Annotated in this window: 19 protein-coding genes; 9 read left to right on the top strand and 10 right to left on the bottom strand. The window is 59.9% G+C overall.

The genetic code is table 11. The features are described 5' to 3' along the window. The first annotated feature begins 82 nt into the window (after positions 1-82). The 5 genes from JOE39_RS21045 to JOE39_RS21025 all read left to right on the top strand — a co-directional run bounded on the left by JOE39_RS21045 (position 83) and on the right by JOE39_RS21025 (position 5,401). Positions 83-745, top strand: a complete 663-nt coding sequence (locus tag JOE39_RS21045; RefSeq protein WP_003392491.1) for a DedA family protein — start codon at positions 83-85, stop codon at positions 743-745. A 223-nt stretch (positions 746-968) separates the two neighbouring features. After that, entirely contained in the window at positions 969-1,637 is a 669-nt protein-coding gene (gene elbB, locus JOE39_RS21040; protein ID WP_029573449.1) for an isoprenoid biosynthesis glyoxalase ElbB, read from the top strand. Positions 1,638-1,757: 120 nt separating this feature from the next. Further along, positions 1,758-2,816: a PA0069 family radical SAM protein gene (locus JOE39_RS21035; protein ID WP_004414460.1), complete on the top strand. Its 1,059-nt coding sequence runs from the start codon at positions 1,758-1,760 to the stop codon at positions 2,814-2,816. A 207-nt stretch (positions 2,817-3,023) separates the two neighbouring features. Next, entirely contained in the window at positions 3,024-3,764 is a 741-nt protein-coding gene (locus JOE39_RS21030; RefSeq protein ID WP_004409041.1) for a carbonic anhydrase, read from the top strand. A 104-nt stretch (positions 3,765-3,868) separates the two neighbouring features. Then, positions 3,869-5,401 (top strand): SulP family inorganic anion transporter, encoded by a 1,533-nt coding sequence (locus JOE39_RS21025; protein ID WP_003317364.1) that lies wholly within the window; start codon positions 3,869-3,871, stop codon positions 5,399-5,401. Positions 5,402-5,521: 120 nt separating this feature from the next. Here JOE39_RS21025 and JOE39_RS21020 read toward each other — a convergent pair whose 3' ends face one another. Then, entirely contained in the window at positions 5,522-6,172 is a 651-nt protein-coding gene (locus JOE39_RS21020; RefSeq protein ID WP_003317365.1) for a hypothetical protein, read from the bottom strand. A 279-nt stretch (positions 6,173-6,451) separates the two neighbouring features. Between JOE39_RS21020 and JOE39_RS21015 the strand changes: the two genes are divergently transcribed. Both JOE39_RS21015 and JOE39_RS21010 read left to right on the top strand, forming a co-directional pair. Then, positions 6,452-6,946, top strand: a complete 495-nt coding sequence (locus JOE39_RS21015) for a cytochrome c oxidase assembly protein (RefSeq protein WP_024959393.1) — start codon at positions 6,452-6,454, stop codon at positions 6,944-6,946. Between the two features lie 63 nt (positions 6,947-7,009). Then, the gene (locus tag JOE39_RS21010) at positions 7,010-7,642 is read left to right on the top strand and encodes an SCO family protein (protein ID WP_003392498.1); all 633 of its coding nucleotides are present in this window, start codon (positions 7,010-7,012) and stop codon (positions 7,640-7,642) included. Between the two features lie 38 nt (positions 7,643-7,680). Here the strand turns inward: JOE39_RS21010 and JOE39_RS21005 are convergent, their stop codons facing one another. The 4 genes from JOE39_RS21005 to JOE39_RS20990 all read right to left on the bottom strand — a co-directional run bounded on the left by JOE39_RS21005 (position 7,681) and on the right by JOE39_RS20990 (position 11,370). Further along, positions 7,681-8,580 carry a DMT family transporter gene (locus JOE39_RS21005; protein ID WP_003425986.1) on the bottom strand — a complete coding sequence of 300 codons (900 nt, stop codon included), beginning with the start codon at positions 8,578-8,580 and terminating at the stop codon, positions 7,681-7,683. Positions 8,581-8,863: 283 nt separating this feature from the next. Then, the gene (locus tag JOE39_RS21000) at positions 8,864-9,637 is read right to left on the bottom strand and encodes a MetQ/NlpA family ABC transporter substrate-binding protein (protein ID WP_003392501.1); all 774 of its coding nucleotides are present in this window, start codon (positions 9,635-9,637) and stop codon (positions 8,864-8,866) included. A 51-nt stretch (positions 9,638-9,688) separates the two neighbouring features. After that, positions 9,689-10,363: a methionine ABC transporter permease gene (locus tag JOE39_RS20995; RefSeq protein ID WP_210078325.1), complete on the bottom strand. Its 675-nt coding sequence runs from the start codon at positions 10,361-10,363 to the stop codon at positions 9,689-9,691. After that, positions 10,363-11,370, bottom strand: coding sequence for a methionine ABC transporter ATP-binding protein (locus JOE39_RS20990; RefSeq protein ID WP_003414095.1), 1,008 nt, complete (start codon positions 11,368-11,370; stop codon positions 10,363-10,365). Before JOE39_RS20990 ends, JOE39_RS20995 begins: the two co-directional genes overlap by 1 nt. Before the next feature lie 307 nt (positions 11,371-11,677). Between JOE39_RS20990 and katE the strand changes: the two genes are divergently transcribed. Then, positions 11,678-13,828 (top strand): catalase HPII, encoded by a 2,151-nt coding sequence (katE, locus tag JOE39_RS20985; RefSeq protein WP_210078327.1) that lies wholly within the window; start codon positions 11,678-11,680, stop codon positions 13,826-13,828. 175 nt (positions 13,829-14,003) lie between these two features. Here katE and JOE39_RS20980 read toward each other — a convergent pair whose 3' ends face one another. Genes JOE39_RS20980 through JOE39_RS20965 form a run of 4 tightly spaced genes read right to left on the bottom strand, consistent with a single transcriptional unit; the run spans position 14,004 to position 16,807 of the window. Continuing rightward, a complete protein-coding gene (locus JOE39_RS20980) occupies positions 14,004-14,720 on the bottom strand; it encodes a PA5502 family lipoprotein (RefSeq protein WP_024650022.1) in 717 nt (238 codons plus the stop codon). A 38-nt stretch (positions 14,721-14,758) separates the two neighbouring features. Further along, positions 14,759-15,547: a zinc ABC transporter permease subunit ZnuB gene (gene znuB / locus JOE39_RS20975; protein WP_003341611.1), complete on the bottom strand. Its 789-nt coding sequence runs from the start codon at positions 15,545-15,547 to the stop codon at positions 14,759-14,761. After that, positions 15,540-16,325, bottom strand: a complete 786-nt coding sequence (gene znuC / locus JOE39_RS20970; RefSeq protein ID WP_003341613.1) for a zinc ABC transporter ATP-binding protein ZnuC — start codon at positions 16,323-16,325, stop codon at positions 15,540-15,542. Before znuC ends, znuB begins: the two co-directional genes overlap by 8 nt. Continuing rightward, positions 16,325-16,807, bottom strand: a complete 483-nt coding sequence (locus JOE39_RS20965; protein WP_003425978.1) for a Fur family transcriptional regulator — start codon at positions 16,805-16,807, stop codon at positions 16,325-16,327. The genes znuC and JOE39_RS20965 overlap by 1 nt, the downstream gene beginning before the upstream one ends. 67 nt (positions 16,808-16,874) lie before the next feature. On the opposite strand from JOE39_RS20965, the gene znuA reads away from it, so the two are divergent. Further along, complete coding sequence (gene znuA / locus JOE39_RS20960) at positions 16,875-17,816, top strand: zinc ABC transporter substrate-binding protein ZnuA (RefSeq protein ID WP_017278851.1); 942 nt, start codon at positions 16,875-16,877, stop codon at positions 17,814-17,816. A 509-nt stretch (positions 17,817-18,325) separates the two neighbouring features. Here the strand turns inward: znuA and JOE39_RS20955 are convergent. Next, positions 18,326-19,276, bottom strand: coding sequence for a homoserine kinase (locus JOE39_RS20955; RefSeq protein WP_003437514.1), 951 nt, complete (start codon positions 19,274-19,276; stop codon positions 18,326-18,328).

Below are 19,276 nucleotides of genomic sequence, written 5' to 3'. Positions count from 1 at the left end.
TTAACGTCGAGACACATATGGACACTTTCATGATTGCCTTGGGCGCGTTAGGCTGCGCGTTCATTTCGCCAGCATCCAGACAATGCTCCAGAATTTCTTGAACGAATTCGGCTACTTTGCCCTGTTCCTCGGCACCTTTTTTGAAGGCGAGACCATTCTGGTTCTTGCCGGATTTCTGGCGTTCCGCGGATACATGGACCTCAATATCGTCATCCTCGTAGCCTTTTGTGGCAGTTATGCGGGCGACCAGTTGTGGTATTTCATGGGACGCAAGCACGGCCGCAAGCTTCTGGCGCGCAAGCCTCGCTGGCAACTCATGGGCGACAAGGCGCTACGGCTGGTCCGCAAGCACCCGGACATCTGGGTATTGGGCTTTCGCTTCGTGTACGGCCTGCGAACGGTCATGCCCGTGGCCATCGGCCTGTCGGGTTATCCACCCGGGCGTTATCTTCTGCTGAACGGTATCGGCGCGGCTGTCTGGGCTGCGGCGCTGGGTTCGGCTGCTTACCACTTCGGCGCGGTTCTCGAAGGCTTGCTGGGTAACGTCAAGAAATATGAACTCTGGGTGCTGGGCGCGCTGGTTCTGGTGGGGCTGGCCCTGTGGATACGCCGACGCGTCAAGAACGCCCGTATCGCCCGCGAAGAGCGTGAAGAAAAGAGCCGTTTCTGTGCATCGGCAGCGGCCTCCGATCTGGAAACGCCGGTCACCGTGCCCGTCGATCTGACGAAAAAATCCGACGAATAAACGTCCCGCCCCCCCCCTCCCGAGCGCAGGCTGACAAGCCTCGCTCGGCGATAGCGTACAGACGCTGCCGAACTCGCGGCCACCGCCCTCCCCATGCACCTTTGCGCAGCCGGCTTTGCACCGCCGACGATGCCTCAACTGAACACTCGGCCCGTAAAGCGATCAACTGAACAGACAAATTAAAACAAGCATTAAGTTGATCGAGCACAAGGAGCCGAAATCGATGCAGAAAAAAGTGGCTGTAATCCTCTCCGGCTGTGGCGTCTACGACGGTGCCGAGATTCACGAAAGCGTTCTCACCCTGTTGCGTCTGGATCAGCGCGGTGCGCAGGTTCAGTGCTTCGCCCCCGACATCGCTCAGCATCACGTCATCAATCACCTGAACGGTGAGGAAATGCCCGAGTCGCGCAATGTGCTGGTCGAGTCTGCGCGCATTGCACGGGGCGAAGTGAAGGACATCCGCGAAGCAAATGCCGAAGACTTTGACGCCCTGATCATCCCGGGCGGCTTCGGCTCGGCAAAGAACCTTTCCGACCTTGCCCTGCAAGGCCCGGCCTGTCAGGTCGAAGCGGGATTGCTGGAGCTTGCCGAGGCGTTTGCCGAAGCCGGAAAACCGGTCGGGCTGATCTGCATCACCCCGGCACTCGCGGCCAAGATCTATGGCCCCGGCGTGACCTGCACCATCGGCAGCGACCCTGAAACCGCTGCGGCCATCACTAAAATGGGTGGCAGCCATGCTGAATGCGCCGTCGATGACATCGTCGAGGACGAAGCGCGAAAACTGGTCAGCACACCTGCCTATATGGTCGCCAAGAGCATCAGCGAAGCGGCCTCGGGCATCAATAAGCTGGTCGACCGCGTGCTGGAGCTGACTCACGAGGGCGATGCCTGACCGTCGCCCTGCCTGCAAAACACCGCCTGTCAGACGGGCGGTGTTTTGCAGGCTGGCCATGGTGATCCATCCGGGCTTTATGCTTTACTGTATGCATGAACAGTATACGAGTAACGCCAGATGTCCAGTCTCTATCCGGTTCGTGGCCGAGGCACTGCCAGCAATCCGCATAACCGTTTCGCACCCAGTCAGTCGGTGGTTGAAGACGATGGCTGGTATCAGGAAGTGCCTCTCACGCAAGGCACCCAGGTCACCAGCGAAACAGCCAAAAGCATCATTACCCGCAACAGCTCGCCGGATATCCCCTTTGACAGGTCGATCAACCCTTACCGGGGCTGCGAGCACGGCTGCATCTATTGTTTCGCCAGACCCAGCCACGCCTATTGGGACATGTCGCCGGGCCTGGACTTCGAGACCAAGCTGATCGCCAAGACCAACGCGGCGGCGCTGCTGGAGCAACAACTGTCCAAACCCGGCTACCGCTGCGCGCCCATCACCCTCGGGGCCAACACCGACCCCTACCAGCCGATCGAGCGTGAGTACCGCATCACCCGGGCGACGCTTGAGGTGTTACTGCGCTATCGACATCCGGTCAGCATCATTACCAAAGGCTCGCTGATCCTGCGCGATCTGGATCTGCTGGCAGAAATGGCCAGGCTGCGGCTGGTGTCGGTGTTCATCAGCCTGACGACGCTGGATGACGAACTCAAATGCATCCTCGAACCCAGGGCCGCAGCGCCCAAGGCTCGCTTGCGGGCCATTCGGGTATTGCGTCAGGCGGGTGTCCCGGTCGGTGTGCTGTGCGCGCCGATGATCCCGATGATCAACGACAGCGAGCTGGAGGCACTGCTGAGCGAAGCGAAAGCTGCGGGTGCCCTGAGCGCCAGCTACGTGATGCTGCGCCTGCCGCTGGAAGTCGCGCCGCTGTTCGACGAGTGGCTGAAGACGCATTACCCGCAACGCGCCGATCATGTCATGAGTCTGATTCGTCAAAGTCGCGGCGGAGCCCTGTACGACAGCACGTTTGGTTCTCGAATGCGTGGCGAAGGACCGTTTGCCGACCTGCTGGCTCAACGCTATGCCCTGGCGATCAAACGGCTCGGATTGAACAAACGGGGTGGATTTGCACTCGATTGCGATGCGTTTTGTCCGCCGGGAGGGCAAATGTCGCTGCTGTGACGAACTTGGTACTATCGTGCAAACCCGCGTCCCAGAGCCATCGCATTCAGTTTCGTTTAAGCTTCGGCGATTAGTCTGTTACTCGGAGTGTCATCAGCGATAGCGCTCAAGGGATTTGTTCGTGATGCCTTTTAGAGAGGGATCACATCCGGCTCTGGTCAAACAGGCATGAAGAATCCACATCAATTCGTCAGAGAGGGTGAAGACATGACAGACATCGGTAAACAGCATTCGGCTACGTCGTCCAGCACATCAAGCCATTCGGACAGCGCCGACGTAGCGTTGAAACATATCGTCGATGGCTTTGTACATTTCCGTAAAGAGGTCTTCCCCCAGCAGGAAGAACTGTTCAAGAAGCTGGCGACCGCCCAATCTCCACGGGCCATGTTCATCACCTGCGCCGACTCGCGCATCGTGCCCGAATTGATTACCCAAAGTTCGCCAGGCGACCTGTTCGTCACGCGTAACGTCGGCAACGTCGTACCGCCGTATGGCCAGATGAATGGCGGCGTGTCCACCGCTCTGGAATACGCAGTGGTTGCACTGGGCGTGCAGCACATCATCGTTTGCGGACACTCTGACTGCGGCGCCATGCGCGCAGTGCTCAACCCCGACAGCCTGGACAAGATGCCTACGGTAAAAGCCTGGTTGCGCCATGCCGAGGTTGCCCGCACGGTGGTCGAGCAGAACTGCAGCTGCAGCGGCGAACTGGAAACCATGCAGGTCCTGACTCAGGAAAACGTGATCTCCCAGTTGCAACACCTGCGCACCCACCCTTCGGTCGCAGCGAAAATGGCCAGCGGCCAGTTGTTCATTCACGGCTGGGTCTACAGCATCGAAACCAGCGAAATCCTGGCTTATGACGCCGAGCTCGATCGTTTCATACCGCTCGACGGTAAGGGACCGACGCCGATGGCTTCACCGAAAGCACGCTTTTCAGCCGACTGATCACTAGTCCGACTGACGGCAAGCCCTTCTTAATCAGCTGATGGCGACTGCGCAGGATGCGCGTCGCCCGTCTTGCCTCGTCTGAAGAATCCCGGAGAAGCGTCATGGGTATTACAGCATTGAAAACCGCTTTACCACGGGAGCTGCTCGCTTCCGTGGTCGTGTTCCTGGTCGCCCTGCCGCTGTGCATGGGCATCGCCATTGCATCCGGCATGCCTCCGGCCAAAGGTCTGATCACCGGCATCGTGGGCGGACTGATAGTCGGCTGGATAGCCGGTTCGCCGCTGCAGGTCAGCGGACCCGCAGCCGGTCTGGCAGTACTGGTTTTTGAAGTAGTGCGCGAGCACGGCATGGCCATGCTGGGTCCTATCCTGGTACTCGCCGGACTGCTTCAGCTGCTGGCAGGTCGATTCAAGCTTGGCTGCTGGTTCCGGGTCACGGCACCTGCGGTGGTCTATGGCATGCTCGCCGGTATCGGTGTGCTGATCGTACTGTCACAGGCACATGTGATGTTCGACAGCGGCCCCAAACCCTCCGGGCTGGACAACCTGATCGCCTTCCCTTCCACACTGATCCAGGCCTTCGGACCCGGCACCGGCATGCAGGCCGGTATGCTCGGTCTGGGCACCATGTTGATCATGTGGGGCTGGGAAAAACTCCGTCCTCAGGCTTTACGCTTCGTACCCGGCGCACTGCTGGGCGTGGGTATCGCCACTGGCATCAGCCTGTTCATGGCCTTGCAGGTCAAGCGTGTCGAAGTGCCTGACAACCTGGCCGACGCCATCGACTGGCTTCGCCCGGCCGACCTGATGAATCTGGCCGATCCGGCCATTCTGGTGGCGGCTATCGTCGTAGCGTTCATCGCCAGTGCCGAAACGCTGCTTTCCGCCTCGGCGGTTGACCGCATGCACAGTGGCCAGCGTTCGGACTTCGACAAGGAACTCAGCGCTCAAGGCGTGGGCAACATGCTCTGCGGCCTGCTCGGTGCGTTGCCGATGACCGGCGTGATCGTGCGCAGCTCGGCCAATGTTCAGGCCGGTGCCACCACGCGCTTCTCGACGATCTTCCACGGCCTGTGGCTGCTCGCATTCGTGTTGCTGCTGTCGAGCGTACTGCAGAGCATTCCGGTCGCGAGTCTGGCTGGCGTGCTGGTCTACACCGGCCTGAAGCTGGTCGATCTGAAGGCGTTTCGCGGTCTGGGCCGCTATGGCCGGATGCCGATGTTCACCTATGCGGCGACTGCCATTGCGATCATCTTCACCGACCTGCTGACCGGTGTGCTGGTCGGTTTCGGCCTGACTCTGGTGAAACTGGCGTTCAAGGCTTCGCGTCTGAAGATCAATGTGGTCGAACTGGCGGGCGAGAAGGAATTCGAGCTGCGTCTGGTCGGTGCCGCAACCTTCCTCAAGGTGCCGGCGCTGACTCAGGCACTGGGCACTATCCCGCAGGGCAGCACGGTGCATGTGCCGTTGGGCAATCTGTCCTACATCGACCACTCGTGTCTGGAACTGCTGGAAGAATGGGGTCGTTCCAATGCCGCTCATGGCACCCGGTTGCTGATCGAATCGCGTGGCCTGAAGCGTCGTCTTGAAGGGCGGATCTACACGACAACGGGGATCGGCTCGGGCGCCGCCTGATAGTCGCTACCCTGTTATCACAGCCCCGGAAACATGGGAGCCGGATGGGTCTTCGCGTAGCAGCGGAGCGATATCCGGCTCCTTCCATTGCCGGCGAAGACAGGGATTCGGGCCTCTGAATCAGACTGCGGAGCGCTCCAGCTCCAGGCCGACGCCCAATTGCCGTGACAGGCTTGGCCAGCGCTGCCAGGCCGCCCCCGTTTCAGGGTTGGTCAGCTTCTCGCGATAGGCCTCGACCGAGTCCAGCGCGAAACTCTCCTCATCAAGCAATTCATCGACAGCATGGTGCACCGCTTCGTCCAGCTGGTTGGCAAATTGCTCGCCGATCAACTGGTGGGCGATCACGCTGGCAACCGTGGTATTTGACGGTATCAGCGGCTGACCGAAATGCTTGATGTACAGGTCATTCACTTCCTCGACCAGCCGGTGGGCCAGATAAGCCTCGTCCAACAGGCTTTCCAGGCCTTCATGCCCATCCATGATGGAAGGCGGGGCCGCGAAAAAATGCTCGGCGATTTTCAGCACCGGCTTTATCTGCCCTTCGATCCCGGCTTGCAGCGCGACCTCATGGGCGGCGTCCAGCAGATCGGGGACCAGATCGATATAGGCCGTGACGAAACGCGTCAGTACGTCTTTCGCGTCGACTTCCGGCAGATGAATGGCGGGATGAAGATGTGGGAGCTTTTGTTCCAGCTGTTGCAGCAAGTGGCCGGTCCGGGCCTCATGTTGATGGGCTAGTTGTATCTGCTCGCGCAATGCGGCGGTGTTCATGGCTGCTGGGACTCCTTGAGGCGTCAGACCCCGTGGTTCGTTGATGAAGAGTCATACGTTAGCTTGCTTAACTAACCGCCTAAGACGGTTTTGCTATATGCGACTCACATTTAGATACATTGGCTATATCAAAACAGCCTTTGCTCAATTTCTGACCAAATACGGCTGCCGTGCCCGGCTATGCGGACGCGCTGCAGCTCGCGTTTTGCATAAGCAGGCTACTCTGAAGTCGCCCGCAGCTCTTTCGACACGCTGTCCGACATAAAAAGTGAGCCACGCATGACTCAGCCTCTTTTGTCCAAACGGCTCGTTCTGCGTTTGACGTGCTTAATGGTAATCATGCTGATGTGCGGATTGGCATTGCCGTCGCTCTATGCCGTGCTGACCGGGCATGACAGAGTCGGCGTGCAGGGGGAGGACGCTTCTCGTCAGGTCGAGGTGCAATTTACTGCCGGCAACGCGGCCGGGATGACCTGGGCGTTCTACCCGCAGTCCCGCCAGATGCAGGTCCACCCCGGTGCGGTCAACGAGATGATCTTCATCGCGCAGAACCCGACCGACAGGCCGATGCAAGCCCAGGCCGTACCGGGTATTTCGCCTGTAAAGGCGGCAGCGTGGTTTCACAAGACCGAATGCTTCTGCTTCACCCAACAGACATTGCAACCGGGCGAGCGTATCGAGATGCCGGTGCGCTTCATCGTCGACCGTGACCTGCCCGACGATGTAAAAAGTCTGACGCTGGCTTATACGCTGTTCGATGTCACCACGCGCTAGGCTCGGTGCGCAATATAGGCCATCATCCTCGACCTTACGCCGATCACGACTCGCGCTGACACCATGACCCGTACCCAGAAAGCCGTTTTCATTGCTGCCGCCATCGTCGCCCTGCTTCTGGGCGTGATCCTCAGTCAGGTGCTGCCTGGTCGCAGCTCACAGGACCAGGCGGCGCTCAACGACGCGGGTATTGTGCTGCTCCCCAAAAGCCGCCAATTGCCAGCCCTGAGCATGACCGACCAGAACGGCGCGGCTGTAGCGCTTGATGGCTTGAAAGACCAATGGACGCTGATGTTCTTCGGCTACACCTTCTGCCCGGACATTTGCCCCACGACGCTGGCGCAAATCAAGCAGATCAGGGCCGAGCTGCCCGAAGAGGCAGTCAAGCACATGCGGGTAGTACTGGTCAGCGTCGACCCGAACCGTGACACGCCGCAGCAGCTCAAGCAGTACCTGGGCTACTTCGACCCGCAGTACATCGGCCTGACGGCACCTGTCGCTGATATTCAGACACTGGCCAATGCCGTGAGCATTCCGTTCATTCCTGCAGACACCAGTAAACCGAACTACTTCGTCGATCACAGCGGTAACCTGGCCCTGATCGGCCCGGACGGTACCCAGCGAGGCTTTATCCGTGCCCCGCTGAACAACCAGAAGCTGGTGAAACAATTGCCGGGGTTGCTGGAGCGGGATTAAACCGAGCGTTCTGCCGCTCCAACGAACCTGATAAAGGTTTACTCGCTCAACCGAACAGGCGCCTTGCTTCCCAAACGAATCAGCTCATTGGAGAAACATAACCCTGCGATGATGAGCATCGCCCCGACGTACAAGCTCTCACGCGGCACTTCATTGAGCACCACGAACGCCAACAGCGCGGCGAACAGCGGTTCGGTCAACTCCAATGCCTGTACCTGGGACGGTTTGAGGTACTCGATGGCCTTGGTTGTGCAAAAGAACCCCAATATGGTCGGCAACGCCGCCAGCGCTAACAGTGCGGCAATCACAAGCGCTGACAGTTCGCCGATCACAAAACCATCTGCCGCTGCTGGCATCAGAAGGTACAGCCCGCCAAAAAACAGCAGCTGCCGGGTAAAATGCAGCCCTCCTGCCACACCCATATGCTTCATGGCGACTGAAAAAGCCCCGTAACCACAACCGGCAATAGAGGCGAGTGCGGCACCCTGCAGGGTGAAGCCCTGCTGAATATCGGCGCCAAAAATCACTGCGATCCCGGCAATAGCGAGCGCAGCCCCCACCACTGCATTCGCGGTAATGGCGTCTTTGAGGAAGATACGCCCCAGAATAATCGAGGAAATCGAGGCGCTGGCCATCAGCACCACGACGACGCCTGCCGCTGCGTAACTTCGGTAGGCGGACGTTTCAAAGTGGAACAGTACGAAAATGCCGAGGAATGCACAGACTGCTGCGTGTACCCATTTCGCTTTCGACGCCGGACGCCTTAAGAAAAGCAATAAGACCGAGAGGAGCAGGCAGCCCAGGATGGTCTTGATAACCGCCACACTGCTGGGGGTAAAACCATGACTCATGAGGATTTTACTGAGCACTCCAATCGTTGCGTTGAGGGCTGCGGCGGAGAGCGCAAAGAAGATGCCTTTGCTGAAATTAGATTGCATTGATGACAGTCCCTGTCGCTGACGCGTCGTTTAATAAAAGGCCGGTCCCTACCTGAAGGACCAAAGTTTGAGCGTTGCCCCGAGCCAGTCAGCAAGATCACCAGCGACAGGCCAGAGGGCTGGAATCACCGGGACAGATTACCAGACTGATCCAGAACAGGTTCTGTAGAAGTGCGCGCGGGCCATGATGGTTGCCACACAGCGCCCTGAGCGTCGAGCCAACTTGAAGCTGGCTCGGGATCGAGGGTATCGCGTCGCGCTCGATCCTCTGCAGGCAGCTAAATCAGAACGCCGGAACCACAGCGCCTTTGTACTTCTCGGCCAGGAACGTTTTCACTTCCGGGCTCTGCAAGGCGGCTACCAGCTTCTTCATCGCGTCCGAGTCCTTGTTGTCCGGGCGGGCCACCAGAATGTTCGCGTAGGGCGAATCGGCACCTTCGATGATCAGCGCGTCCTTGGTCGGATCGAGCTTGGCGCTCAAAGCGTAGTTGGTGTTGATCAGCGCCAGATCGACCTGAGTCAGCACGCGGGGCAGCGTGGCCGCTTCCAGTTCACGGAACTTCAGGTCTTTCGGGTTATTCACGACATCCGAAGGCTTGGACAGGATGTTGCCCGGATCCTTCAGGGTGATCAGACCTGCCTTGGCCAGCAGCAGCAAGGCGCGGCCTTCGTTGGTGGCGTCATTGGGCAGCGCGACGTTGGCACCGTTGGGCAGGTCTGCCAGCGTCTTGAGCTTGTCCGAGTAAGCGCCGAAAGGCTCGATGTGCACCTTGGCCACGGCCACCAGATCAGTACCTTTGCCCTTGTTGAACTCATCCAGATACGGCTGGTGCTGGAAGAAATTCGCGTCCATACGGTTCTGCGACACCTGCACGTTAGGCTGAATGTAGTCATTGAACACCTTGATGTTCAAATCCACGCCTTCTTTGGCCAGGGTCGGTTTGACGAACTCGAGAATCTCGGCGTGCGGCACGGCAGAGGCCGCGACGGTCAGAGTTTCGTTGGCCTGCGCGGACAAAGCGGTGACAGCAGCGAATATGGCCAATAGTTTCTTCATACAACAACTCCTTTGGGCCCGTACGAGACGGGCCAATACCAACGGGTTCGATCAACGATGTGTGAAATGCGCGACCAGTCTGTCGCCGATGGTCTGCAGAATCTGCACCAGCACCAGCAACAATACGACCGTCACGAACATCACATCGTTCTGGAAGCGTTGATAACCATAACGAATCGCCAGGTCGCCCAGCCCGCCAGCGCCCACTGCACCGGCCATGGCCGTGAAAGACACCAGCGCAATAGCGGTCACTGTGATCGCCGCCAGAATGCCAGGCCGCGCCTCAGGCAGCAGCGCCTTGACGATGATCTGCCGAGTGGTCGCGCCCATGGCCTGGGTGGCTTCGATGATGCCGCGATCCACTTCGCGCAAGGCTGTCTCTACCAGGCGCGCAAAGAACGGCGTGGCGCCGGCGATCAGCGGAGGCAATGTGCCGAGGATGCCCAGTGACGTGCCGGTAATGATCTCGGTCAACGGCATCATCACGATCAGCAGGATGATGAACGGCAGCGCGCGCAGCATGTTGACGATCACCCCGACCGTGGCATACAGCTGCTTGTGCTCCAGCAACTGATGCGGCGAGGTGAGAAACATCAGCACGCCCAGCGGCAGGCCGAGCAGGATGGTGAAACCGAGCGATACACCGAGCATGATCAGCGTGTCGCCAGTGGCCACCCAGATCTCGTACCAGTCGACATTGGAAAACAGGTTCAGAAAAGCGTCCATCAGCGCAGCACCTCCATATGAACATCAGCGGCGGTGAAGCGCGCAAAGGCGGCGTCCATGTCGCCGCCGGTGATGGCCAGCGTCAACTGCCCGTAAGGAGTGTCCTTGATGCGGTCGATACGACCGGCGAGGATGCTGTAATCGACGCCGGTTTCCCGCGCCACTGTGCCGAGCAACGGCGCGTAGGTGGCCTCGCCCTGAAACGTCAGACGCACGATACGGCCCTGAACATGAGCGAAGTCGTCACGCTGCTCGTTTTCGTCGACCTGCTCGTCTTCCTGCACAAAGCGCCTGGTCGTCGGGTGTTGTGGATGCAGAAACACATCAGCGACCTTGCCGTGCTCGACAATCACCCCGGCGTCCATCACGGCCACCTGATCGCAGACGCGACGAATCACGTCCATTTCATGGGTGATGAGCACGATGGTCAACTTCAGCTCACGATTGATCTCGGCCAGCAGTTGCAAGACCGACGCAGTGGTCTGCGGGTCCAGCGCGCTGGTGGCTTCATCGCACAGCAGGATTTTTGGTTTGGTAGCCAGTGCGCGGGCGATGCCGACGCGCTGCTTCTGGCCACCCGACAGTTGTGCCGGGTACTTTTTGGCGTGATCGGACAAGCCGACGCGCTCCAGCAACTCGGCCACGCGCTGGTCGATCTGCTTGCGCGGCATATCGCCTGCCAGGGTCAGCGGCATGGCGACGTTGTCGGCCACGGTTTTGGACGCCAGCAGATTGAAGTGCTGAAAAATCATCCCGACCTGTTGGCGGAAGCGGCGCAGGCCATTGGCGTCGAGCGCAGTGACGTCTTCGCCATCGACCACGATCTGTCCACCACTCGGGGTTTCCAGGCGGTTGATCAGGCGCAGCAGGGTACTTTTGCCCGCGCCGGAGTGGCCGATGATGCCGAACACCTGGCCGCTGTCGACGCGCAGGCTGGTGGGGTGCAGGGCCGGTATTTCCTTGCCTGCCACCCGATAGGTTTTGTGGACGTTATGAAACTCGATCACGGAGCGAACCTTGTGGGGCGCGTTAAAAAATCAGCGCAGTGGCTAGAGCACCACCTGCTTCGTTACCTCGGCCGGATAAAGCCGGGCGCGCATTTTAGCCTGTCCGGCCCGCTGTGCTTAGCATTTATTTACCGGCGGTCCTGCGCAATGGGCATAACACGACCGTTGGTGAGCGTATGACGAAAATAAAAGGAACGGCTGTTTTTTGCTTCGGTCACTTCATGGATACCGTGATTTCCCGCTTACGCCAGGGAAGTCGTAATCAGCGAACCCAACTCAATGATTGGGGCGAGATAAGGAGTCTCTGATGGCTAGCAAGAACGCACCACCTGTAACCGAAACGCCCAAGAGCGAAATGGCAGGTACCGACACCTTGGACCGTGGCAATACCAACGAAAAGCTGGAAAGTCTCGAGCAGTTTCGCTCGGACGCCACCCAGCAGGCCCTGCGCACCAACCACGGCGTCAAGATTTCCGATAACCAGAACACCCTGAAAGTCGGCAGCCGTGGCCCATCGCTGCTCGAAGACTTCATCATGCGTGAAAAGATCACGCACTTTGACCATGAGCGTATTCCGGAGCGTATCGTCCACGCCCGCGGCACTGCAGCGCATGGCTATTTCCAGACTTACGAAGACCACGGCGCCCTGAGTAAAGCAGGCTTCCTGCGTGATCCGGGCAAGAAGACTCCGGTCTTCGTGCGTTTCTCCACCGTTCAGGGCCCACGCGGCTCGGGCGATACCGTGCGTGACGTGCGTGGCTTTGCCGTCAAGCTCTACACCGACGAAGGCAACTTCGACCTGGTGGGCAACAACATGCCGGTGTTCTTCATTCAGGACGCGATCAAGTTTCCTGACTTCGTGCACGCGGTGAAACCCGAGCCGCACAACGAAATCCCGACGGGTGGCTCGGCTCACGACACTTTCTGGGACTTCGTCTCGCTGGTGCCGGAATCCGCGCACATGGTGCTGTGGACCATGTCCGACCGTGCGATCCCGAAAAGCCTGCGCACCATGCAGGGCTTTGGTATCCACACCTTCCGCTTCATCAACACCGAAGGTAAGTCGAGCTTCGTGAAGTTCCACTGGAAGCCCAAGTTCGGCGTCTGCTCGCTGGTCTGGGACGAGGCGCAGAAGCTCGCTGGCAAGGACACCGATTTCCACCGCCGCGACCTGTGGGAGTCCATCGAGATGGGCGACTACCCGGAATGGGAACTGGGTGTACAGATCGTTGCCGAGGAAGACGAGTACAAGTTCGACTTCGACCTGCTCGATCCGACCAAGATCATCCCGGAAGAACTGGTCCCGGTCACCCCGCTGGGCAAGATGGTCTTGAACCGTAACCCGGACAACTATTTCGCCGAGACCGAGCAGGTCGCCTTCTGCCCGGGCCACATCGTGCCGGGTATCGATTTCTCCAACGATCCACTGCTGCAAGGTCGCCTGTTCTCCTACACCGACACGCAGATCAGCCGTCTGGGTGGGCCGAACTTCCACGAAATCCCGATCAACCGTCCGATTGCACCGAACCACAACGGTCAGCGTGATGCACAGCATCGCACCACTATCGACAAGGGCCGCGCTTCCTACGAGCCGAACTCGATCGATGGCGGCTGGCCGAAAGAAACCCCTGCCGGCCCGGTAGATGGCGGCTTCGAGACCTACCCTGAGCGTGTTGAAGCGCACAAGGTGCGTGAGCGCAGCGAATCGTTCGGCGATCACTTCTCGCAGGCCACCCTGTTCTTCCAGAGCATGAGCCATCACGAGAAAGAGCACATCATCGCGGCCTACAGCTTCGAGTTGGGCAAGGTCGAGCGCGAGTACATTCGTGCCCGTCAGGTCAACGAGATTCTGGCCAACATCGATCTGGAGCTGGCCAAGCGTGTAGCCGCTAACCTCGGCTTGCCAGCACCGACTGCCGGTACCGTACCTGTGCGTCAGACTTCGGTTAAAGAGTCGCCTGCGCTGAGCCAGGTCAACCTGCTGTCTGGCGATATCGTTTCGCGCAAGGTTGCCATTCTGGTGGCTGATGGCGTCGACAGCAAAGCGGTCGAAGCCATGAAAGCCGCGCTGACTGCCGAAGGCGCACACGCCAAGGTATTGGGCCCGACCTCCGCACCGGTCAAGACAGCTGACGGCAAGAGCCTGCCGGTGGACGCTTCGGCTGAAGGCCTGCCTTCGGTAGCGTTCGACGCAGTCTTCGTGCCGGGTGGCAAGGCGTCGATCAAAGCGCTGGAAGGCGACGGCGTGGCATTGCACTTCATCCTGGAAGCCTACAAGCACCTCAAAGCCATCTCCTTTGCCGGGGAAGCCGAAGAGCTGTTGAAGACGCTACGCCTGGAAAAAGATGCGGGCCTGCTGGAGGTATCCGATAGCAAGTCGTTCAAAGCGTTCTTCCACGCGATTGCTCAGCACCGTGTGTGGGATCGTGAAGTGAAAGCCAAGGCTGTTCCGGCTTGATCTGACGCTGCTACGCGTATCGCTCCCACGCTCCGGCGTGGGAGCGCCTTTCCGGACCCTCTGCGTCCGCTTTTACGCTCTCTCCCCCCGCTTATACTCCCGAACACTTCTCGTTCCTCACGCTCCGCGTAGGAATGCAGTTCTGGACGCTCTGCGTCCGCTTTGAAGGATCGACTCAGGACTTGGCTGGCGTCAGGATGATCTGCGCTTTTTCATTGCGCTCGATCTGGCGACGCAATTGCAGTTCGAAATCCGGATTGGTCTTGACCACCCGCTTGGTCAGCAACGTAGCCAGCCACGGATAGTCTTCGGTGCGCGGCACCACCATCAGCACTTCACAATTGAACGCTACGGTATCGGCTGCGATATCGTTCAGTTGACGACGCAATGCACGCATATCGCCGATCTTGAGCTCAATCGTCGTGCTTTCTGCCGACGGATCAATCAGCTTGGCAACCCTTCTGGCTTCGGCCGCCTTCAAATCCGCTTCGGCTTTTTCCAGCTCGGCCTTGCGTGCATGGGCAATGGCGCCGTTGACGCCACTGGTCAGCGCCGGTGCCTTGGGCATCAGGGCGCGTGCACGGCTCAGCGCAGAGGCCGCCGCGTTCATGTCACCCTTCTGCAGGCTGATCTGGCTGCGGCTCAGATAGGCTTCGGCCAGACGACGCTGAAAAGGCTCCAGACGGATGTCGGCAGGATTGGCCGCCTGCAACGCCGCCAATTGGTCCTCGGCGGTTGCCAGCTCATTGCCGGCGATGTTCTGCTCGAGCTGAGCGAACGCGTCAGGCTGAGACTCGGAGCCAGGCGCCTCGACAGTGGGCGCACTCTGGCAGGCACCCAACAGGATGGAAAATGCGACAAGCAGCAGATAGCGTGGGGCGAACGGCTTCATTCCTGCGATTCTCTAGTTTGCGCAAAAAACGAGCAAGTCTACACCGCTCGCCTGGGTAGAACAAAGCTGAGCAAGAACAACGCCGCAGCAGATACCACTATAGACGGTCCGGCAGGGGTGTCCTTGAACCAGGACAATGATAGCCCGGCACACACGGCTATCACGCCTAACAGGCTCGCGCCCAGCGCCATTTGCTCCGGCGAACGGGCGTGACGCTGTGCCGCAGCCGCCGGGATGATCAACAGCGACGTAATCAGCAGAACACCGACGATTTTCATCGCTACCGCGATCACCACCGCGATCAGCAGCATCAACGTCATGCGCAGTGTAGCAACCGGCAGGCCTTCGACACGCGCCAGTTCTTCATGCACGGTCATTGCCAGCAGTGGGCGCCACAGCGCGACGATCAGCACCAGCACCAACGTGCTGCCGCCCAGAATCCAGCCCAGATCAGCCGGGCTGATGGCCAGCAGATCGCCAAACAGGTAGGCCATCAGGTCGATGCGCACTTCGTGCATGAAACTGAGCACCACCAGCCCCAGCGACAAGGTGCTTGGTGCCAGAATCCCCAGCAGCGTGTCCGACGCCAGCGGCTGGCGCTGCTGCAACGTGACCAGCAACACCGCCAGCAGCAGGCAGCCGACCGTCACCGCGATGGTCGGACTGATATCGAGCAGGAAGCCCAGCGCGACGCCGAGCAGCGCGGCGTGGGACAGTGTGTCGCCAAAATACGCCATGCGCCGCCAGACCACGAATGATCCCAGCGGGCCAGCGACCACGGCCAGAGCAACGCCTGCGAGCAAGGCATACAGTAGAAAATCAGCCATGCTTGCAGCCGTCTCCGTGAACATGAGTGTGGGAGGTCGCAGCGTCATTCACCACCGCGCCATGCAGATCATGGGCGTGGTCGTGATGGTGGTGATAAATCGCCAGGCTCTGCGCATTTTTGCCGAACAGCTCGACAAAGGCCGGGTCATGGCTGACCTGCTCGGGATGCCCGGAGCAACAAACGTGGCGGTTCAGGCACACCACTTGATCGGTGGTGCTCATGACCAGATGCAGATCGTGGGAAACCATCAGCACGCCGCACTGGTGGCGGTCGCGCAGCCGGGTAATCAGGCTGTACAGCTCGGCCTGTCCGGCCACGTCGACACCCTGCACCGGCTCGTCGAGGACCAGCAACTCAGGCTTGCGCAATAACGCGCGTGCCAGCAGAACACGCTGCATCTCGCCACCGGAAATGCCTTGAATCGGGCTATCGATGACCTTTCCGGCGCCGACTTCTTCCAGCGCCGACGCTGCGGCCGTGCGATCCACACCGGGAACCAGGCGCAGGAAACGCAGCACCGACAGCGGCAGCGTCTGGTCCACATGCAGTTTTTGCGGCATGTAGCCGACACGTAACTTCGGCTTGCGCCAGACGCTACCGGAGTCGGGCTTGAGCAACCCCAGCACCGCACGCACCAGCGTGGTCTTGCCAGCACCGTTGGGGCCGATCAGGGTGACGATCTCGCCAGGCTTGACGCTCAACTGGATGTCATCCAGGACGTTTTGCCCGGAAAGCGTAACGGCGACCTTGTCCAGACGTATCAATGCATCCGACATCAAGCGGCCTTGCAGCCAGCGCACACGCCGACGATCTCGACCGTTTGGCCTTCCACCGCGAAGCCGACGCCTGCGGCGGCGTCGACCACGGCATTGCTGATGGCCGGGTGCTGCAGTTCGATCGCCGCATGACACAAGCGGCAAATCAGGAACTGGCCCTGATGCGCGTGGGTGGGGTGGTTGCAGCCCGTGAAGGCGTTGAGCGAGGCAATCCGGTGTACCAGCCCGTTTTCCAGGAGGAAATCCAGCGCACGGTAAACGGTTGGCGGGGCCGCACGGCGACCGTCTTCATCACTCAGCACTGCAAGGATGTCGTAAGCACCCAGCGGCTTGTGGCTTTGCCAGACCAGTTCCAGCACGCGACGGCGCAAGGTGGTCAGGCGCAGACCCTGTTTGGCGCACAGCGCATCAGCTTCGGCGAGGGCCGAATGCACGCAGTGAGAGTGGTCATGGGGGCGACTGGCCAGGGGAGTATTGGGCATGAGCAGCGACGATATTGGCTAGAGACGTTATTATGTTACCCGTTCCTGGCTGATATGAGTGATTCGAGTGCGCCGTCTTTTAAATCTTGCTGCTGTTTTCTGGGTCAGCCTGCTGATCATCGCCCCTGCTCAGGCTGAGGTCCGAGTGCTGACCAGTATCAAGCCTCTGCAGCTGATTGCGGCGGCTGTGCAGGACGGCGTCAGTAACCCGGAAGTGCTTCTGCCACCGGGTGCCTCACCGCATAACTACGCACTGCGCCCATCCGACGTACGGCGGGTACAGGACGTCGAGTTGCTCTACTGGATCGGCCCGGACATGGAAACCTTCCTGCCGCGCGTCCTGAAAGGCCGCAAACTGCCTACGGTTGCCGTGCAGACACTGCCGGGTATGCACCTGCGCCACTTTGGCGAAGACAACGCCTCGCATGATGACCACGAGCATGATCACGACAACGACGCAGATGAACATGACCACGACCACCGGCCAGGCAGTCTCGATTCGCACCTGTGGCTGTCGACCGTCAACGCGCGAGTGATCGCCGCAAAAATGGCCGCTGACCTGAGCGCTGCCGACCCTGCCAATGCAACACGCTACACCAGCAATGCCGAGGCCTTCAGCAAACGTCTCGATACGCTGGACGCTCGTATCAAGCAGCGTGTCAGCGCAGTGGCAGGCAAGCCGTACTTCGTGTTCCACGAGGCCTTCGATTATTTCGAAGAGGCCTATGGGCTCAAGCATGCCGGGGTATTCGCCATCGCCGCCGAGATCCAGCCCGGCGCCCAGCACGTCGCCGCCATGCGCGAACGCCTGAAAGCTGCCGGCAAGACCTGCGTATTCAGCGAACCACCCCTGCGCCCGCGCCTGGCCGAAACACTGAGCACCGGCCTGCCGGTCAAACTGGCCGAACTGGACGGACTGGGCGGCTACACCCCAGCCACCGCGCAGGGTTACGAGCAAGTACTGCAAAAGCTGGCTGATGATTTGGCGGGCTGCCTGAGCAGTCTCTGACTGCCACCGCCCACATCGCAGCACTGCCGTGTGACGCAGAGCGTCACGAACTGCATTCCCACGCGGAGTGAGGAACGATAGTCATCAGGTTCCGGGCCGTGCCTCTAGCCCGAATACTCTAAAGTGCTTTTCGAACACGATGGCACAGACGACGCAGAGTGCGACGTAAGTGACGGCTGAGTCCTGGCGCTGATCCGGGGGTAGCCTGGCAGGACGCCAGGCTAGCCGCACCGGGCCATGGAGGGCCCGTTGCGGCGCCCCCCGGATCAGTGACAGGGCGAAGGAACCCGACGAAGTCGGGCCGGAAACGGAGCTGCGGGTTTTGCCTACTTTGGCCCCATCAAAGTAGGTCGCCGAGGGGCGAAAAGGTGACCTGAGCCGAACACCCATCCACCTGACATCACAGAACCGCCGTGTGACGCAGAGCGTCACGAACTGCATTCCCACGCGAGCGTGGAGACGACAGTCAACCGCCCAACTAGCTGAGACTTGCCGAGACAGGTCTGGTCTCAGAGCGCAAACGGCAATGCAATGTGCGCTTCCTGGCGCTCGGCCAAGCGGCGCTCGAACTCCGCAGGATCATGAATCAGCACATCCTGCCCGGCGAAGGTTTCGGCGGCGATCAAACGTGACAGCCAGAAACGCACACAAGCGATACGCAACATAGTCGCCCAAAGCTTCGACTCCGCAGCCGTGAACGGTCGCAAGCCCGCATAGGCGCCCAGCAAGGCGCGCGCGCGGACAGCGTCGAGCTGACCGTTTTCCCGGGAACACCAATCGTTCAGGGCAATCGCCAGGTCGTACAACATCGGACCCGAGCAGGCATTGTAGAAATCGATCAACCCGGTCAGGTGCGTCCCTTCGAACAGCACGTTGTCGCGGAACAGATCGGCATGCAGATTGGCGCGCGGCAGCGCCATGATCTGCGGCTTGAACGCCTCGATCTCCTGAAGGCTCTTTTCAAGCAGCGCTCGCTGAGTCTCGCCCAGGTGCGACAGAAAATTGCGCCCCTCATTCAGCATCCAGTCCAGGCCGCGATCAGTCTTGCGCTCGACGATCTGCCCACGGGTCGCCAGATGCAGGTTGGCCAGCAACTCGCCGATCTGCACGCAGTGCTGGGTGTTCGGCTCGCTGATGTGCTTGCCCGGCAGACGCGGCTGCAAAAGCGCCGGTTTGTCTGCCAGCTCGCGCAGCGCCTGACCGTCGGTGGTGCGCAGCGCATAAGGCACTGGCAGATCGGCTTCATGCAGCACGTCGAGCAGTTCGATGAAGAACGGCATCTCCTGAACCGGGCCGCGCTCGACCAGCGTCAGGACGAACTCGCCCTGCTCCAGGCTGATGAAGTAATTGGTGTTTTCACTACCGGCAGCGATGCCCTGATAGTCAAGCAGACGGCCGAGCCCGTAAGGGGCGAGAAATGTTTCCAGCTCGGGCCGAGCCAGTGGGGTAAAAACGGACAT

The organism is Pseudomonas sp. PvP100 (assembly GCF_017833055.1).
Classification (GTDB): Bacteria; Pseudomonadota; Gammaproteobacteria; order Pseudomonadales; family Pseudomonadaceae; genus Aquipseudomonas; species Aquipseudomonas syringae.
This window is presented reverse-complemented; position numbering and strand designations above follow the sequence as displayed.

Bases quoted from the DNA above. Each gene is read 5' to 3' on its own strand.
- JOE39_RS21015 (WP_024959393.1), top strand. From the start codon at position 6,452: ATGACTCAGCCTCTTTTGTCCAAACGGCTCGTTCTGCGTTTGACGTGC.
- JOE39_RS21035 (WP_004414460.1), top strand. From the start codon at position 1,758: ATGTCCAGTCTCTATCCGGTTCGTGGCCGAGGCACTGCCAGCAATCCG.
- JOE39_RS21000 (WP_003392501.1), bottom strand. From the start codon at position 9,637: ATGAAGAAACTATTGGCCATATTCGCTGCTGTCACCGCTTTGTCCGCG.
- JOE39_RS21030 (WP_004409041.1), top strand. From the start codon at position 3,024: ATGACAGACATCGGTAAACAGCATTCGGCTACGTCGTCCAGCACATCA.
- JOE39_RS21010 (WP_003392498.1), top strand. From the start codon at position 7,010: ATGACCCGTACCCAGAAAGCCGTTTTCATTGCTGCCGCCATCGTCGCC.
- elbB (WP_029573449.1), top strand. From the start codon at position 969: ATGCAGAAAAAAGTGGCTGTAATCCTCTCCGGCTGTGGCGTCTACGAC.
- JOE39_RS20980 (WP_024650022.1), bottom strand. From the start codon at position 14,720: ATGAAGCCGTTCGCCCCACGCTATCTGCTGCTTGTCGCATTTTCCATC.
- JOE39_RS20955 (WP_003437514.1), bottom strand. From the start codon at position 19,276: ATGTCCGTTTTTACCCCACTGGCTCGGCCCGAGCTGGAAACATTTCTC.
- JOE39_RS20995 (WP_210078325.1), bottom strand. From the start codon at position 10,363: ATGGACGCTTTTCTGAACCTGTTTTCCAATGTCGACTGGTACGAGATC.
- JOE39_RS21020 (WP_003317365.1), bottom strand. From the start codon at position 6,172: ATGAACACCGCCGCATTGCGCGAGCAGATACAACTAGCCCATCAACAT.
- JOE39_RS20965 (WP_003425978.1), bottom strand. From the start codon at position 16,807: ATGCCCAATACTCCCCTGGCCAGTCGCCCCCATGACCACTCTCACTGC.
- katE (WP_210078327.1), top strand. From the start codon at position 11,678: ATGGCTAGCAAGAACGCACCACCTGTAACCGAAACGCCCAAGAGCGAA.
- znuB (WP_003341611.1), bottom strand. From the start codon at position 15,547: ATGGCTGATTTTCTACTGTATGCCTTGCTCGCAGGCGTTGCTCTGGCC.
- znuC (WP_003341613.1), bottom strand. From the start codon at position 16,325: ATGTCGGATGCATTGATACGTCTGGACAAGGTCGCCGTTACGCTTTCC.
- JOE39_RS21005 (WP_003425986.1), bottom strand. From the start codon at position 8,580: ATGCAATCTAATTTCAGCAAAGGCATCTTCTTTGCGCTCTCCGCCGCA.
- JOE39_RS21025 (WP_003317364.1), top strand. From the start codon at position 3,869: ATGGGTATTACAGCATTGAAAACCGCTTTACCACGGGAGCTGCTCGCT.
- JOE39_RS21045 (WP_003392491.1), top strand. From the start codon at position 83: ATGCTCCAGAATTTCTTGAACGAATTCGGCTACTTTGCCCTGTTCCTC.